Source organism: Rhodopseudomonas palustris, assembly GCF_034479375.1.
Classification (GTDB): Bacteria; Pseudomonadota; Alphaproteobacteria; order Rhizobiales; family Xanthobacteraceae; genus Rhodopseudomonas; species Rhodopseudomonas palustris_M.
In genome coordinates, this window is the sequence record NZ_CP140155.1 from 1843302 (window position 1) to 1858553 (window position 15252).

Annotated in this window: 14 protein-coding genes; 1 reads left to right on the forward strand and 13 read right to left on the reverse strand. The window is 64.9% G+C overall.

Annotation, left to right across the window (positions count from 1 at the left end):
• Positions 1 to 57: 57 nt before the first annotated feature.
• The 3 genes from rpoB to rplJ form a co-directional block, all read right to left on the reverse strand.
• On the reverse strand, positions 58 to 4182 hold the full coding sequence (gene rpoB / locus SR870_RS08380; protein WP_322517524.1) for a DNA-directed RNA polymerase subunit beta: 4125 nt from the start codon (positions 4180 to 4182) through the stop codon (positions 58 to 60).
• A 541-nt stretch (positions 4183 to 4723) separates the two neighbouring features.
• Positions 4724 to 5095 (reverse strand): 50S ribosomal protein L7/L12, encoded by a 372-nt coding sequence (rplL, locus tag SR870_RS08385; protein ID WP_011441176.1) that lies wholly within the window; start codon positions 5093 to 5095, stop codon positions 4724 to 4726.
• Positions 5096 to 5149: 54 nt separating this feature from the next.
• A complete protein-coding gene (gene rplJ / locus SR870_RS08390; protein WP_322517525.1) occupies positions 5150 to 5668 on the reverse strand; it encodes a 50S ribosomal protein L10 in 519 nt (172 codons plus the stop codon).
• Positions 5669 to 6543: 875 nt separating this feature from the next.
• Here rplJ and SR870_RS08395 point away from each other — a divergent pair.
• Positions 6544 to 7434: a hypothetical protein gene (locus SR870_RS08395; protein WP_322517526.1), complete on the forward strand. Its 891-nt coding sequence runs from the start codon at positions 6544 to 6546 to the stop codon at positions 7432 to 7434.
• Between the two features lie 285 nt (positions 7435 to 7719).
• Here SR870_RS08395 and SR870_RS08400 read toward each other — a convergent pair whose 3' ends face one another.
• The 10 genes from SR870_RS08400 to secE all read right to left on the reverse strand — a co-directional run bounded on the left by SR870_RS08400 (position 7720) and on the right by secE (position 15102).
• Positions 7720 to 8124, reverse strand: a complete 405-nt coding sequence (locus SR870_RS08400) for a type II toxin-antitoxin system VapC family toxin (RefSeq protein WP_322517527.1) — start codon at positions 8122 to 8124, stop codon at positions 7720 to 7722.
• Positions 8121 to 8378 carry a type II toxin-antitoxin system prevent-host-death family antitoxin gene (locus SR870_RS08405; protein ID WP_322517528.1) on the reverse strand — a complete coding sequence of 86 codons (258 nt, stop codon included), beginning with the start codon at positions 8376 to 8378 and terminating at the stop codon, positions 8121 to 8123. The genes SR870_RS08400 and SR870_RS08405 overlap by 4 nt, the downstream gene beginning before the upstream one ends.
• Positions 8379 to 8469: 91 nt before the next feature.
• Positions 8470 to 9123, reverse strand: a complete 654-nt coding sequence (locus SR870_RS08410; protein WP_322517529.1) for an Isoquinoline 1-oxidoreductase subunit — start codon at positions 9121 to 9123, stop codon at positions 8470 to 8472.
• The gene (locus SR870_RS08415; protein ID WP_322517530.1) at positions 9120 to 11288 is read right to left on the reverse strand and encodes a xanthine dehydrogenase family protein molybdopterin-binding subunit; all 2169 of its coding nucleotides are present in this window, start codon (positions 11286 to 11288) and stop codon (positions 9120 to 9122) included. Before SR870_RS08415 ends, SR870_RS08410 begins: the two co-directional genes overlap by 4 nt.
• 3 nt (positions 11289 to 11291) lie before the next feature.
• Complete coding sequence (locus tag SR870_RS08420) at positions 11292 to 11756, reverse strand: (2Fe-2S)-binding protein (protein WP_322517531.1); 465 nt, start codon at positions 11754 to 11756, stop codon at positions 11292 to 11294.
• 166 nt (positions 11757 to 11922) lie between these two features.
• A complete protein-coding gene (locus SR870_RS08425; protein WP_322517532.1) occupies positions 11923 to 12873 on the reverse strand; it encodes a 2-hydroxyacid dehydrogenase in 951 nt (316 codons plus the stop codon).
• A gap of 113 nt (positions 12874 to 12986) precedes the next feature.
• Complete coding sequence (gene rplA / locus SR870_RS08430; RefSeq protein WP_322517533.1) at positions 12987 to 13676, reverse strand: 50S ribosomal protein L1; 690 nt, start codon at positions 13674 to 13676, stop codon at positions 12987 to 12989.
• A gap of 5 nt (positions 13677 to 13681) precedes the next feature.
• Positions 13682 to 14110, reverse strand: coding sequence for a 50S ribosomal protein L11 (gene rplK, locus SR870_RS08435; protein ID WP_322517534.1), 429 nt, complete (start codon positions 14108 to 14110; stop codon positions 13682 to 13684).
• 256 nt (positions 14111 to 14366) lie between these two features.
• Positions 14367 to 14897: a transcription termination/antitermination protein NusG gene (gene nusG, locus SR870_RS08440; protein WP_011441168.1), complete on the reverse strand. Its 531-nt coding sequence runs from the start codon at positions 14895 to 14897 to the stop codon at positions 14367 to 14369.
• 16 nt (positions 14898 to 14913) lie between these two features.
• Positions 14914 to 15102, reverse strand: coding sequence for a preprotein translocase subunit SecE (gene secE / locus SR870_RS08445; protein WP_322517535.1), 189 nt, complete (start codon positions 15100 to 15102; stop codon positions 14914 to 14916).
• Positions 15103 to 15252 lie beyond the last annotated feature (150 nt).

Genomic DNA, 15252 nt, shown 5'->3' on the forward strand with positions numbered 1-15252 from the left:
CCCGGCCGGTTCGCGCGAAGATGAATTCGCGTGAACCGCCGGGCATGACGCTCGTCGTTACTCGGCCGCCTCGGCCGGGGGCGGCACGCCCAGCTTGGAATTGTGCAGGTCGACGTTGAGGCCGAGCGAGCGCATTTCCTTCACGAGCACGTTGAACGATTCCGGGATACCGGCCTCGAACGTGTCGTCGCCGCGCACGATCGCCTCGTACACCTTGGTGCGGCCGGCGACGTCGTCGGACTTCACCGTCAGCATTTCCTGCAGTGTGTAGGCGGCGCCGTAGGCTTCGAGCGCCCACACTTCCATTTCGCCGAAGCGCTGGCCGCCGAACTGCGCCTTGCCGCCCAGCGGTTGCTGGGGGACGAGCGAGTACGGACCGATCGACCGGGCGTGGATCTTGTCGTCGACGAGATGGTGCAGCTTCAGCATGTAGATGTAGCCGACCGTGACCTTGCGATCGAACTCGTCGCCGGTGCGGCCGTCATAGACGGTCGACTGGCCGGAGGCGTCGAAGCCCGCGAGCTTCAGCATCTCCTCGATGTCCGCTTCCTTGGCGCCGTCGAACACCGGCGTGGCGATCGGGACACCGTGGCTGAGGTTGCGGCCGAGCTCGATCAGTTCGCCATCGTCGAGCGACTTGATGGTCTCGTCGTCGCCGTAGATCTTCTTCAGGGTCTCGCGCAGCGGCTTGAGATCCTGCCTCTGATAATAGGCGTCGATGGTCTGGCCGATCTTCTTGCCCATGCCGGCGCAGGCCCAGCCGAGATGGGTCTCGAGGATCTGACCGACGTTCATCCGGCTCGGCACGCCGAGCGGATTCAGCACGATGTCGGCATGGGTGCCGTCTTCGAGGAACGGCATGTCCTCGATCGGCACGATCTTCGACACCACGCCCTTGTTGCCGTGGCGGCCGGCCATCTTGTCGCCCGGCTGGATCTTGCGCTTCACCGCGACGAAGACCTTGACCATCTTCATCACGCCGGGCGGCAATTCGTCGCCGCGCTGCAGCTTCTCGACCTTGTCGAGGAAGCGCTGCTCGAGGCCCTTCTTCGACTCGTCGTACTGCTTCCGCATGGCCTCGATCTCGGCCATCAGCTTGTCGTTCGGCGAAGCGAACATCCACCACTGCGACTTCGGATACTCCTCGAGCACCGCGCGGGTGATCTTGGTGTCCTTCTTGAAGCCCTTGGGACCGGCGACGCCCTGACGGTTGTCGAGCAGGTCCGCCAATCGGCCGTAGACGTTACGGTCGAGAATCGCCTGTTCGTCGTCGCGGTCCTTGGCGAGGCGTTCGATCTCTTCCCGCTCGATCGCCAGAGCACGCTCGTCCTTGTCGACGCCGTGCCGGTTGAAGACGCGGACTTCGACGATGGTGCCCTGCACGCCCGGCGGCACCCGGAGCGAGGTGTCGCGAACGTCCGAGGCCTTTTCGCCGAAGATGGCGCGCAGAAGCTTTTCTTCCGGCGTCATCGGGCTTTCGCCCTTCGGCGTGATCTTGCCGACCAGGATGTCGCCGGCGCGAACTTCGGCGCCGATATAGACGATGCCGGCTTCGTCGAGGTTCTTCAGCGCTTCTTCCGAGACGTTCGGAATATCACGCGTGATTTCTTCCGGACCCAGCTTGGTGTCGCGGGCCATCACTTCGAATTCCTCGATATGGATCGAGGTGAAGACGTCTTCCTTGACGATCCGCTCGGAGAGCAGGATCGAGTCTTCGAAGTTGTAGCCATTCCACGGCATGAACGCGACCAGCACGTTGCGGCCGAGCGCGAGTTCGCCGAGGTCGGTCGACGGACCGTCCGCGATGATATCGCCGCGGGCGACGCGGTCGCCGACCTTCACCAGCGGACGCTGGTTGATGCAGGTCGACTGGTTGGAGCGCTGGTACTTCATCAGCCGGTAGATATCGACGCCCGACTTGGTCGGATCGAGATCTTCCGTGGCGCGGATGACGATACGCGTGGCGTCGATCTGGTCGATCACGCCGGTGCGGCGCGCGGCGATCGCAGCGCCCGAGTCGCGGGCGACCACGCCTTCCATGCCGGTGCCGACGAACGGCGCCTCGGCGCGAACCAGCGGCACCGCCTGGCGCTGCATGTTCGAGCCCATCAGCGCGCGGTTGGCGTCGTCGTTCTCGAGGAACGGGATCAGCGCCGCGGCCACCGAAACGAGCTGCTTCGGCGACACGTCCATGTAGTCGACCTGGTCGGCCGGGATCAGCACGACGTCACGCGTGCCGCCAGCGCGGCAAACGATCAGATCGTCCGTGAAGCGGCCCTTGGCGTCGAGCGAGATGTTGGCCTGGGCCACCGCGTAGCGGCCCTCCTCCATCGCCGACAGATACACCACCTCGTCGGTGACGCGGCCTTCCTTGACCTTGCGATACGGGGTCTCGACGAAGCCGTATTTGTTGACGCGCGCGAAGGTCGCGAGCGAGTTGATCAGACCGATGTTCGGACCTTCCGGCGTCTCGATCGGGCAGATCCGGCCGTAATGGGTCGGATGCACGTCGCGGACTTCGAAGCCGGCGCGCTCGCGGGTCAGACCGCCCGGGCCGAGCGCCGAGAGACGACGCTTGTGGGTGATCTCCGACAGCGGATTGGTCTGGTCCATGAACTGCGAGAGCTGCGAGCTACCGAAGAACTCGCGCACCGCGGCGGCCGCCGGCTTGGCGTTGATCAGGTCCTGCGGCATCACCGTGTCGATATCGACCGACGACATCCGCTCCTTGATGGCGCGCTCCATGCGCAGCAGGCCGATGCGGTACTGATTCTCCATCAGTTCGCCGACCGAACGCACCCGGCGGTTGCCGAGATGGTCGATGTCGTCGATCTCGCCCTTGCCGTCGCGCAGACCGACCAGGGTCTTGATCACCGCGAGGATGTCCTCCTTGCGCAGCGTGCGATGGGTATCGGGCGCATCGAGGTCGAGGCGCATGTTCATCTTGACGCGGCCGACCGCGGACAGGTCGTAGCGCTCGGCGTCGAAGAACAGCGACTGGAACATGTTCTGCGCGGAGTCGAGCGTCGGCGGCTCGCCCGGGCGCATCACCCGGTAGATGTCGAACAGCGCGTCTTCACGCGTCATGTTCTTGTCGGCCGACAGCGTGTTGCGGATGTAGGGACCGACATTGACGTGGTCGATGTCGAGCAGCGGCAGTTCCTTGTAGCCCTGCTCGTTCAGCGCCTTCAGCGACTTCTCGGTGATTTCCTCACCGGCTTCCGCGTAGATTTCGCCGGTCTTCGGGTTGACCAGGTCCTCGGCCAGATAGTTGCCGACCAGTTCCTCGTCGCTCAGCCGCAGCGCCTTGAGGCCCTTTTCCTGCAACTGGCGCGCCGCGCGCACGGTCAGCTTCTTGCCGGCCTCGAGCACGACCTTGCCGGTGTCGGCGTCGATCAGGTCGTTGACAGTCGAATAGCCGCGGAAGCGCGCGGAATCGAACGGCACGCGCCAGCCTTCCTTGGTGCGCTTGTAGAGGATCTTGTTGTAGAACGTCGACAGGATCTCTTCGCCGTCGAGCCCGAGCGCGAACATCAGCGACGTCACCGGAATCTTGCGGCGACGGTCGATACGCGCGAACACGATGTCCTTGGCGTCGAACTCGATGTCGAGCCAGGAGCCGCGATACGGGATGACGCGGGCCGCGAACAACAGCTTGCCCGACGAATGGGTCTTGCCCTTGTCGTGATCGAAGAACACGCCCGGCGAACGGTGCATCTGCGAGACGATGACGCGCTCGGTGCCGTTGACCACGAAGGTGCCGTTCATCGTCATGAGCGGAATATCGCCCATGTAGACGTCCTGCTCCTTGATGTCCTTGACCGAACGGGCGCCGGTTTCCTCGTCGATATCGAACACGATGAGGCGCAGCGTCACCTTCAGCGGTGCGGCATAGGTCATGCCGCGCTGGCGGCACTCGTCGACGTCGTATTTCGGCGGCTCGAATTCGTAGCGAACGAATTCCAGCATCGAGGCGTTGGAGAAGTCCGAGATCGGAAACACCGACCGGAACACCGCCTGCAGGCCCTCGTCGTCGCGGCCTCCGGGAGGCTCGGCGACCATCAGGAACTGGTCGTAGGACGCCTTCTGAACCTCGATGAGGTTCGGCATCTCGGCGACTTCCCGGATGTGACCGAAGAACTTGCGAACGCGTTTGCGACCGGTGAACGTCTGCTGCGCCATCGTGGCCTCTCATGTCGTCGCCCGGTGGGGCGAACCTTCCGAAGCGCGATCCGCATCGCCCCCGGGTTGAATTACGTACATCCGAAATTCAGAAGCCGAATATCAGGAACTAAGTCCTAAATTCGCGCAACACCAAATCCGAACGCAAAACGACGTGCGGGGCGCTAGCGCACCCGCCCGTCAAAACCATCTCGTCACAGACCGAAAAAGCCCGAAATTGCTGATTCTCCTAGAGGCTGCGCGGAATGTTACCATGTCCATCGCGCCTGCGCTTTCGTGCTGCCGAACCAATATGGGTCGACAATGTGGAGATTCGAGGGGGTTCCCCCACTGATCCCCACACATTCCTGTGACGGCCACCCGGGGCCGGCGACTCCTCACCGCCCCCAACCGCCGCGACCGGGGCCGGCGAACCGGCCCCAACCGCTGAAGTCACCCTGCCCGCCCCGTCATGGCCGGGCTTGACCCGGCCGTCGACGTTCTGGGCAGATCCCCGGTCGCGCTGACGCCCGCCCGGGGATTTCGCTCGAGTAACCTGCGGTTACTTGAGCTCGACCTTGGCGCCGGCCTTCTCGAGCTGGGCCTTGAGCTTGTCGGCTTCTTCCTTGTTGACGCCTTCCTTGACCGGCTTCGGAGCGCCCTCGACCAGGTCCTTGGCTTCCTTGAGGCCGAGGCCGGTGATCGCGCGCACTTCCTTGATCACTTCGATCTTCTTGTCGCCGGCGGCGGCAAGCATCACGGTGAACTCGGTCTTCTCTTCGACGGCGGCGGCAGCGGCGCCCGGCGCAGCGGCGACAGCCACGGCGGCGGCGGCGGACACGCCCCACTTCTCTTCGAGGAGCTTGGCGAGCTCGGCGGCTTCGAGCACGGTGAGGCTCGAGAGGTCGTCAACAATCTTCTGCAGATCAGCCATTGAATCAGTTCCTTACGGGTATCAGTTCGAACCAGGGTTGAATGAGATGAAGCGTCAGGCCGCTTCGCTTTTGGAGGCATAGGCCTGAACCACGCGCGCGACCTTGGCCGCGGGAGCCGTGGTGAGCTGCGCAATCTTGGTGGCCGGCGCGACCAGAAGGCCGACCAGCTTGCCACGCAGTTCATCGAGCGACGGCAGCGAGGCCAGAGCCTTGACGCCATCGACATTCAGGACAGTCTTGCCCATCGAACCGCCGAGAATGACGAACTTCTCGTTCGCCTTGGCGAATTCGACGGCAATTTTCGGCGCCGCCACCGGATCGTCGGAAGTCGCGATCACGGTCGGCCCCTTCAACAGGGAGCCGATGGCAACGACGTCGGTGCCTTCAAGAGCAATTTTGGCGAGACGGTTTTTCGAGACCTTCACGGAAGCGCCAGCGGCTTTCATCTGCGAACGCAGCTTCTGCATCTGGGCCACGGTGAGGCCGGAATAATGAGCGACGACCGCAACGCTGGTGGTCTGGAACAGACCGTTCAGCGATTCGACCGCCTCTTTTTTTGCCGCTCTTTCCACAGCAAGCTCTTTCCGGTTGGCGGTCTCTGCGAACAGGACCGCCGGGTTGCACCCACCGTCCTGCCCTCACCTGACCTCAAGACACACGGTCTTCAGACACCAAGGGCAAGACGATCTTGAACAGCCTGCCCTCCCGATCGGACGCCGGCCGAAGCCGCTGCCCTCACGGGGTGTCGAGGTTCGAACCCTATCCGTGCCCACCGCACGCGGCAGGACACAAAATCCGGTCTTCACCCGTCTATGCAGGCCATGCGATTAAGCTTCTGAAGAAACGATACGTTTCAACGTCGGCGCCTGCAGTCTTGGACAGGACCGGAGTCGGTCGGACGCCAGATCCGGCGAACCGGACCAACCTCCTGCGACCCCTGCCCGCACTCCCCGAAACGACAGTACCCCTTCCTTCGAGCGATCCTGGGATGGACGACTTGAAGGACTGGTCTCCTATCGATACCGGTGATCGGAATGCGCGCACGAGCGCGCCAGCACCAGCCAGCACGCCCGGAAGGAACTGTTTAACGAGTCTGAACCGACTTGCCAAGGCCGTTGTCAGGAAAACGGCATCTTTTATGCAAGGACAGTTTCGGCCCGGGCGGCGGCGCCCGCGCGCACGCCCTTGGAACGCGCGCCACGCTCCCCGAAACGACGGATCGCTGCTGCCACTGGTATTATTACCGGCGATCAGTTGTGTCGCTTGCGGCCCGCAACCCATCATGACCATGCTGGCGCAGCCTCAAAACTGCTGATTCGCGGCCGCTTCCAGGCCTGCGCCTCCTCGATGAGGCTACCCACCTCGAATTCGGGTGAGTCCCTGAACTCGGTACGCTTGTTTTCACGCAGCGCACGACAACCTCCGGGACACTTTCATGAAACGCACGATGGCTGCTTTGACTCTCGTGGCACCGGCGATGGCCGTGCTGCCCGCCGGCGCCGCCGATTTGCCGGCACTGAAGGCGGTGGCTCCGATCTACATGCCGGCCTCGCTGGTGCCCCGCGCCGCGTGGTTCGCCGGCATCGGCGGCAGCGTCAATTCGCAGAGCTATGAAAGCCAGAACATCTACGCCCAGGGCGTCTCAGAGATCTTCCTGGGCGGCACCCAGGTCGCGTTCGGGACGGCCGGCGGCCCGACCACGCCGTCGCTCGATCCCCGCACCAGCTTCGCGCCGACCGCGCAGCTCGGCTTCTTCCAGCATTTCGGCGGCAGCGACTGGCTGTGGGGCGCCAAGGTCACTTACAGTTACATCAATGCGCATTCGACCGACAACCGCGTCCGCGACCCGCAGGTCGGCTCGTTCACCAGCGCCAATTCCGACAGCTTCACCGGCAATGTGGTGATCGGTTCCTACCAGAGCGGCATCAGCCAGCAGATCAACTTCATTCCGTTCGTCGGCCACTCGTTCGAGCGCAGCATGGTGTATTTCGGCGTCGGCCCGTCGCTGTCGCAGGTCAAGTCCAGCCTGAACAACGTCATCGGCTTTGCGGCCATCAACAACACCCACGTCAACATCACCGGCGAGCCGAGCAACTTCTCCAGCACGCAATGGGTGCTGGGCGGCGCCGCGACGGTCGGCGGCACCTACTTCATCGACCGCGGCTGGTTCATCGACGTGAACTACACCTTCGGCATCACCAGGAACCAGACCATCAATTACGCGGCGCCGTTCGCCAGCGCCACCGACGGCTACACCGACACCGGAATCCTCAGCGGCAACTGGTCCGGCCACATCATCAACCAGGCGGTGGCGGTGTCGATCAACAAGGCGTTCTGAGTCGGGCGGCCACCACGCCCGGGGCCTAGGGGCGGCGACAAGGGGCGACGCGCGGCGCGGCCCTTGTCCGCAACGAGCCGCGATCATGGGCGACGAGAGCCGTTCTGCCTCCTGTGGAATCAGCACTGGCGCTCACCACAGGCACAACCTCATGGTGAGGAGGCGCGCAGCGCCGTCTCGAACCATGCGCCGCGGGCCGTGCGGGTTCGCCATCCTTCGAGACGCCCGGCTTCGCCGGGCTCCTCAGGATGAGGGGTCAGTGCATCCGGCAAGGGCCAGATCGCTTCAATCAAACGATGAAACGCTCTGGAGCGCGCTCTCGATATCGGTCTTTGAAAAATCATCGCCGATGAAAAGCAACGGGCAGGCACATTCCTGCGCCAAAGCGTAGGCAAAGCAGTCACCGAAATTCAAGCCGGCGGGATGCCGGCCCTTTCCCCATCGCTTGTAAGCCTCGCCGGCACGCCGCGCAGAAGCGGCCGTCACACTGACGATTTCGAACCCCGCTCCGTGGATCAAACGGGCCATTGCGCCGTCGGCATTTCGTCGCGCGGCGACGACGAGGCACTCGGTAACCGTACCCGCCGAGATCAATCGGTCGCCATCCGCTCTGATTGCCCTTGCGCAGGCTTCGGCTTGCGGTTCGTCGAACAGGATCGCTATCAAGGCCGACGTGTCGACCACGATCATTTCGGGAGACCGTCCTCGTCGTAGAGGAAATCCTGGCTGCGTGCCGCACTAGGCCCGGGCGTTGCTTTCGCAGCCGCCTCGTGCTGCACCTCCGCGATCAACGCCCAGAATGATTCATCATCGCGCACTGGTTTGACCGGCACCAGACGCACAGCCGGCTGTCCATGCCGGGTGAGAATGACCTCATCTCCCGCCTCGGCGCGCCGCACCAATTCGGTCAGTTGCCCTTTCGCTTCGGTTACAGAGATCCGCATCGATCGGCCCTCGCCACGATCACCTCCATGAAAGTGGACCAATTAATGGTCCACTTCAAGGGCAGCGCCGCGCCGTCGCAGCAGGCTCGTCTCACCCCTTCGGGCACGCCGCTCCCGCGTCGGCCCAGGCCTTGATCAGCGCCCCGAACTGCTTCTGGGTGCCGGGAGCCGGAGTGCGGCCGGCGCCGGGATTCCAGCCCCAGCCCACCAGCTCATCCTCCGCCATATGATGAACCAGCTTGGCCATGTCCATGTCGCCATTGCGGGTTCGGTCCTTGAGCTGGACGCAGATCTGGCCGAGCGTCTTGCCCTGCCAGGCCATTTCCAGCGGCGCCAGCGCCCATTTCGGATTGCCGGGGACGCGGGCCGGATCGTAATTGGCGTCGTGGTGGCAGGTGTTGCAGGCGAGGCCGCCGAGCGGACCGTGGCCGCCTTCGCCACGCACCACCAGCGGCTGGTGCGGCCGCATCGAGTCGGTCTGGGTCGGCCGGTCGCCCGCCGGGTGGCAATTCATGCAGCGCGGCGAGGCGATCACCTTGCCGGCCTCCTCGAACAGCGCGACCGCGCGCGCCTGCCTGTCGCGGATCCTGGCGAAATCCGACACCGGCCGCAGCGTCGCCGCGTTCGCAGCGGACGTATTGGCCGCGTCGGCTTCGCCCTGCAACGCGGGCCCAGCGATCGCCAGCATCCCCGCGGCCAGCGCGCCGGCCAATACCGCCATCCCAGCGTGACGCAGCCGGCTCATGCGCTGGCTCCCGGCACGATCGGCAATTGCCGCGGGCGGCCCGCGCCGAGCTTCGCCATGGCGTTGGCGACCGCCGGCCCGAGCGGCGGCACGCCGGGCTCGCCGACCCCGGTGGGTTTTTCGGTCGAGGCGACGATGGTGACGTCGATCTCCGGCATCTCGTCGATCCGCAGCGAGCGATAAGTGTCGAAATTGCCCGACACCGGCCGGCCCTGCTCCAGCGTCTGCTCGGCATAGAGGATGTGGCCGAGCGCGAAGCCGATGCCGCCTTCCATCTGCGCCCGGATGATGTCGGGATTGACCGCGACGCCGCAATCGACCGCGACCCAGACCTTGTGCACCTTCGGGCCGCTCTCGCCGATCGACAGTTCGACCACCTGCGCGACGAAGGTGTTGAAGCTCTCGACCACCGCAACGCCGCGGGCACGGCCCGGCTCCAGCCTGGCATTCTTCCAGTCGCTGCTCTGCGCCACCGCGCGCAGCACGCCGGCGTGGCGCGGCTTGTCCTTCATCATCGCGAGGCGTCCCTCGACCGGGTCCTGCCCCGCGGCCTCGAGCAACTGATCGACGAAGGCCTCGACCGCGTAGCCGGTGTGGGTGTGGCCGACCGAGCGCCACCACAGCACGGGCACGCCGAGATCGACCTGATGCACGTCGCATCTGAAATTCGCGATATCGTAGGGCGGCTCGTTCGAGCCCTCGTACACCGTCGGATCGAGGCCGTCCTTCATCATCATCGACTCGAACGCCGATCCCTTCATGATCGACTGCCCGACGATGGTGTCGCTCCAGGCGACGATCTTGCCGTCGCGGACCACGCCGCGCATCCGGTGGACGCCGAACGGCCGGTAGTAGCCGCCGCGCATGTCGTCCTCGCGGGTCCACACCAGCTTGAGCGGCCGCCCGGGGCCGATCGCCTTGGCGACCTCGGCGAGTTCGCGCGCGACCTGGGCGGATTGCTGCGCGCGCCGGCCGAAGCTGCCGCCGGCCAGGATGGTCTGCAGTTTGACCTTGTCGACGCCGAGGCCGAGTACTTCGGCGATCACGCCGTGATCGGGCGTCGGAAACTGGCAGCCGTAGCGCGCCGAAGCGGTGTCGCCCTGCCAGTGGATGAAGCCGTTGAGCGGCTCCATCGCGGCATGCGCGAGATACGGGAACACGAATTCGGCTTCGATCACCTGCCCGCCCTGCGCGATCGCGGCGTCGACATCGCCCTCCGCCTTGATCACGCGACCCGGCGTGGTCGACAGCTCGCGGAACTGCGCGAGGATCTCGGCGGTGCCACGCCGCTCGGCCTTGGCGTCGTCCCATTCGATCGCGAGCTTGTCGCGGCCCTGCTTCGCCGGCCAGAAGCCCCTGGCGTAGACCGCGACGCCGGTCGGCACCTGCTTGACGTCGACCACGCCCGGCACCGCCTTTGCGGCTGCGGCGTCGAACGAGGCGACCTTGCCGCCGAACCGTGGCGGCCGCGCCACCAGCACCGTCAGCATCTCAGGCTCGTTGATATCGAGCGTGAAGATCGCCGAGCCGTCGGACTTGGCGACGCTGTCGAGCCGCTTCACCGCGCCTTCCTTGCCGATCAGCTTGAAATCCGCCGGGTCCTTCAGCTTCGGATCGCGCGGCGCCGGCATCCGCATCGCCTTGCCGGCGAATTCGCCGAACGTGCCCTGCTTGCCGGAGCGATGCTTGATCGCGCCGCTTTCGACGGTGATCTCCGATTCCGGCACGTCCCAGCTCTCGGCCGCCGCCGCGACCAGCATCTGCCGCGCCGCGGCGCCGACCTTGCGCATCTGCTCGTAGGAATTGGCGATGGCGCTGGAGCCGCCGGTGCCCTGCACGCCGAACGCCAGATTCTTGTACAGCGCCGGATTGGACGGCGCGTGATCGGCGCGCATCTGCGCCCAGTCGGCATCGAGCTCTTCGGCGACCAGCGTCGCCATTCCGGTCAGCGGCCCCTGCCCCATCTCGATGTGTTTGCACAGTACGGTGACGGTGCTGTCGGGCGCGATGATCAGGAAGGTGTTGGGCGCGGTGTTGACCTGTTGCGGCGCCGGCTGGTTCTGCGCGAAGGACGGCGTGCGGCTGGCGACATAGACGCCGATCGCGAGGCCGGCGCCGGCCTTCAGCACGGCGCGGCGGCTGAGGCTGCGGTCGTGGATCGTCATGGCTCAGCCCTCCAGCGATTTCGCGGCCTGATGGATCGCGGCGCGGATCCGCACATAGGTGGCGCAGCGGCAGATGTTGCCGTTCATCGCCAGATCGATGTCGCGGTCGGTCGGCTTGCTGTTGCGCTCGAGCAGCGCGGTCGCGCTCATCACCTGCCCGGACTGGCAGTAGCCGCATTGCGGCACGTCGATCGCGGCCCAGGCCTGCTGCACCGCGCGGCCTTCCTTGCTCTGCAGCCCCTCGATCGTGGTGATCTCGCGGCCTTCGACCGCCGACACCGGCAGCGAGCAGGAGCGCAGCGTGGCGCCCCCGATCTGCACCGTGCAGGCGCCGCATTGCGCGACGCCGCAGCCGTATTTGGTGCCGGTCAATCCGGCGCCGTCACGGATCGCCCAGAGCAGCGGCGTGTCCGGATCGACATCGACGGAATGCGACCGACCATTGATCCTGAGCGTGAAAGCCGCCATCGCCGATGCTCCCTTTGGCCGAGGCGGAAGCTACACACTGCGATTGTGTCGCAACAACTCACATCAATTTGGGGCAGATCTACCAAATGCTGCGGGAACTAAATCGTCCTGACTGCATTACGCGGGCTTCCGGGTCCCAATGCGTCGGCTCCCTTGGCGGGGACGATCACGCGTCGACGCGATAAGGCAGCGGCCGCCCTTCGAACAACGCCTCGAGGTTGGCGATCACGCAATCCTGCATGGCGACATGCGCATCGAGGGTGTGGCCGCCGATATGCGGCGTCAACACCACGTTCGGGAACTCGCTGAGCGCATCGGGCACGTACGGCTCCTCTTCGAACACGTCGAGGCCGGCGCCGGCGATGGTGTGGTCGGCCAATGCCGCGATCAGCGCGGGCTGGTCGATCACCGAGCCGCGTGAAATGTTGACCAGCACGCCGTCCTTGCCGAGCCGCTTCAACATGTCGGCATCGATGATGCGCTGCGTATCCGGGCCGGCGCGGACCGCGACCAGCAGCACGTCGCACCAGTCGACCAGTTCGCTTAGGCTCCCGACATAGCGATACGGCACGTCGTGGCGGCTGCGGCTGTGATAGGCGACCTCGGTCTCGAACGACGCGACGCGCGCCGCGATCTTGCGGCCGATCTCGCCCATGCCGTAGACGCCGACCTTGGCGCCGGTCAGCCCGCGCGGCGGCTTGAGCAGCGGCGACGGCCTTGCTCCCGACCAGCCGCCGCTGCGTAAGTAAGCGTCCGCCGGAATCACCCGCCGCATCAGTCCGAGCAGCAGCGTCATCGCCAGATCGGCGACCGCCGACGCATTCGCCGCCGGGCTGTTGCCGATCAGGATGTTACGCTCCGCCGCGGCTTCGAGGTCGACGCCGTCATAGCCGGTGCCGTAGCAGACGATCGCGCCGAGCGAGGGCAGCAGATCCATCGTCTCGCGGCCGAGCGGCTGCGCGCCCATGGTGAGCAGCGCGCGAACGTCGGCAAGCTCGGTCGCGCTGAAGACTTCATTGGCCGGCTTGCCGCCGGTCTCGAGCAGTTCGAACTTGTCGCCGAACCGCGTCAGCATCGACTTCGCGAACCGCGAAAACACCAGAACCTTGTCCGCCATGCTGTCTCCTTTTCCTGTCGATTCTTGATTTTGGAAGCAAAAACAAAGGGGCGGACGGGTTTGCCCCATCCGCCCCTGGTTTGCCTCGAGTTTGCCGCAAGGCTGCGACGGGCTTAGTGAACCGAACCCGGCTCGACCTTGACGCCCGGGCCCATCGACGACGACACCGCGACGCGCTGGATATATGTGCCCTTGGCGCCGGTCGGCTTGGCCTTGGTCACCGCATCCGCGAGCGCCTTGATGTTCTCGACCAGCTTCTCCTCGGTGAACGAGGCCTTGCCGACGCCGGCCTGGATGATGCCGGCCTTCTCGACGCGGAACTCGACCGAGCCGCCCTTGGCGCCCTTGACGGCGCCGGCGACGTCCATCGTCACCGTTCCGATCTTCGGGTTCGGCATCATGCCGCGCGGACCGAGCACCTTACCGAGACGGCCGACCAGCGGCATCATGTCGGGGGTGGCGATACAGCGGTCGAAGTTGATGTTGCCGGCCTGGACCTGCTCGACGAGGTCCTCGGCGCCGACGACGTCGGCGCCCGCCGCCTTGGCTTCGTCCGCCTTGGCGCCGCGCGCGAACACGCCGACCCGCACGGTGCGGCCGGTGCCGTTCGGCAGCATCACCACGCCGCGGACCATCTGGTCGGCGTGACGCGGATCGACGCCGAGATTGAGCGCGACTTCGATGGTCTCGTCGAACTTCGAGGTCGCGCGCTCCTTCACCATCTTCACCGCTTCGTCGAGCGCGTACAGCTTGGTGCGGTCGATGCCTTCGCGGGCCTTCTTCAGACGCTTACCGATTGCCATGTCCGTTACCCCTCGACCTGGAGGCCCATCGAACGGGCGGAGCCCTCGACCATGCGCATGGCCGACTCGATGGTGTCGCAGTTCAGATCCTTCATCTTCTTCTCGGCGATCTCGCGCACCTGCGCCGAGGTCACCTTGCCGGCCGAGTCACGGCCCGGCAGCTTCGATCCGGACTGGATCTTGGCCGCCTGCTTCAGGAAGAAGGACATCGGAGGGGTCTTCATCTCGAAGGTGAACGAACGATCGGCGTAGATCGTGATCACCACCGGAATCGGGGTGTTCTTCTCTTCCTTCTGGGTCTGCGCGTTGAACGCCTTGCAGAACTCCATGATGTTGAGGCCGCGCTGACCAAGCGCGGGACCGATCGGGGGCGAAGGGTTCGCCGCACCGGCCGGCACCTGCAACTTCAGGTATCCGGTCACTTTCTTTGCCATACTTTTCTCCTGTTGCCGGCACAGCCGGCGGTTTCAGGTTTCGTGGTGGGGCATCACGACGACTGGCGATCGTCTTGAACCTCCCACGTCAGTTCAGAGCAAAGCCTTCGCCTCGCTCACTCCCGTCATGCCCGGACTTGATCCGGGCATCCATCGCTCTTCGCAAGAAGCATCTTTCGAAGAAGATGGATTGCCGGGTCAAGCCCGGCAATGACGCCACAACCGGAGCCAGGCCCCGGCAATGACACTTACCCAATCAGACCTTCTCGACCTGACCGAATTCCAGTTCGACCGGCGTGGCGCGGCCGAAGATCGAGACCGCGACCTTGACGCGCGAACGCGCCTCGTCGATTTCCTCGACCACGCCGGAGAACGACGCGAACGGGCCGTCGGCGACGCGGACGTTCTCGCCGATCTCGAACGACACCGACGCCTTCGGGCGCTCCACGCCTTCCTGCACCTGGTGCAGGATGCGCATCGCCTCGGCTTCGGAGATCGGCATCGGCTTGTTCTCGGCGCCGAGGAAGCCGGTGACCTTCGGGGTGTTCTTGATCAGGTGAAACGCTTCGTCGGTGAGGTTCATCTTCACCAGCACGTAGCCCGGGAAGAATTTGCGCTCGGCGTCGACCTTGCGGCCGCGGCGCACCTCGGTGACCTTCTCGGTCGGCACCAGCACCTGCTCGAACAGATCCTCCAGGCCGCGCTGCTTGGCCTGCTCGCGGATCGATTCGGAGACCTTCTTCTCGAAGTTCGAATAGGCGTGGACGATGTACCAGCGCATGCTCATGTCGAGGGGCCTGCCGTTAAACGCCGAGCACGAAGGTGATCAGGATCCTGATCACCTGGTCGGCGGCAAAAAAGAAAACCGAAGCGAGCGCCACCATCACGAACACCATGATGGTGGTGATCGTGACTTCGCGGCGCGACGGCCATGTCACCTTGGCGGTTTCACTCCGCACTTCCTGCAGGAACTTGAACGGGCTGAAGGCCATCGTGTGATCCAGATCGGTCGGTCGAATGTCGGGTTTTCAGAAATCCGAACAGCCCTGTTGCGCCCAACCTCTGCCAAGGAACCCCTTCGCGAAGGATGAGCCGCCAACCGGGCCCTGTTTTCGGGAAATGAAAGCCGCGCCGGAGATCCG

What these genes read in the sequence shown, in the direction of transcription:
- SR870_RS08410 (WP_322517529.1), bottom strand. Translation starts at nt 9,123, where the DNA reads ATGAGCCGGCTGCGTCACGCTGGGATGGCGGTATTGGCCGGCGCGCTG.
- SR870_RS08425 (WP_322517532.1), bottom strand. Translation starts at nt 12,873, where the DNA reads ATGGCGGACAAGGTTCTGGTGTTTTCGCGGTTCGCGAAGTCGATGCTG.
- SR870_RS08420 (WP_322517531.1), bottom strand. Translation starts at nt 11,756, where the DNA reads ATGGCGGCTTTCACGCTCAGGATCAATGGTCGGTCGCATTCCGTCGAT.
- SR870_RS08415 (WP_322517530.1), bottom strand. Translation starts at nt 11,288, where the DNA reads ATGACGATCCACGACCGCAGCCTCAGCCGCCGCGCCGTGCTGAAGGCC.
- secE (WP_322517535.1), bottom strand. Translation starts at nt 15,102, where the DNA reads ATGGCCTTCAGCCCGTTCAAGTTCCTGCAGGAAGTGCGGAGTGAAACC.
- rplA (WP_322517533.1), bottom strand. Translation starts at nt 13,676, where the DNA reads ATGGCAATCGGTAAGCGTCTGAAGAAGGCCCGCGAAGGCATCGACCGC.
- SR870_RS08405 (WP_322517528.1), bottom strand. Translation starts at nt 8,378, where the DNA reads ATGCGGATCTCTGTAACCGAAGCGAAAGGGCAACTGACCGAATTGGTG.
- SR870_RS08400 (WP_322517527.1), bottom strand. Translation starts at nt 8,124, where the DNA reads ATGATCGTGGTCGACACGTCGGCCTTGATAGCGATCCTGTTCGACGAA.
- nusG (WP_011441168.1), bottom strand. Translation starts at nt 14,897, where the DNA reads ATGAGCATGCGCTGGTACATCGTCCACGCCTATTCGAACTTCGAGAAG.
- rplL (WP_011441176.1), bottom strand. Translation starts at nt 5,095, where the DNA reads ATGGCTGATCTGCAGAAGATTGTTGACGACCTCTCGAGCCTCACCGTG.
- rpoB (WP_322517524.1), bottom strand. Translation starts at nt 4,182, where the DNA reads ATGGCGCAGCAGACGTTCACCGGTCGCAAACGCGTTCGCAAGTTCTTC.
- rplK (WP_322517534.1), bottom strand. Translation starts at nt 14,110, where the DNA reads ATGGCAAAGAAAGTGACCGGATACCTGAAGTTGCAGGTGCCGGCCGGT.
- SR870_RS08395 (WP_322517526.1), top strand. Translation starts at nt 6,544, where the DNA reads ATGGCTGCTTTGACTCTCGTGGCACCGGCGATGGCCGTGCTGCCCGCC.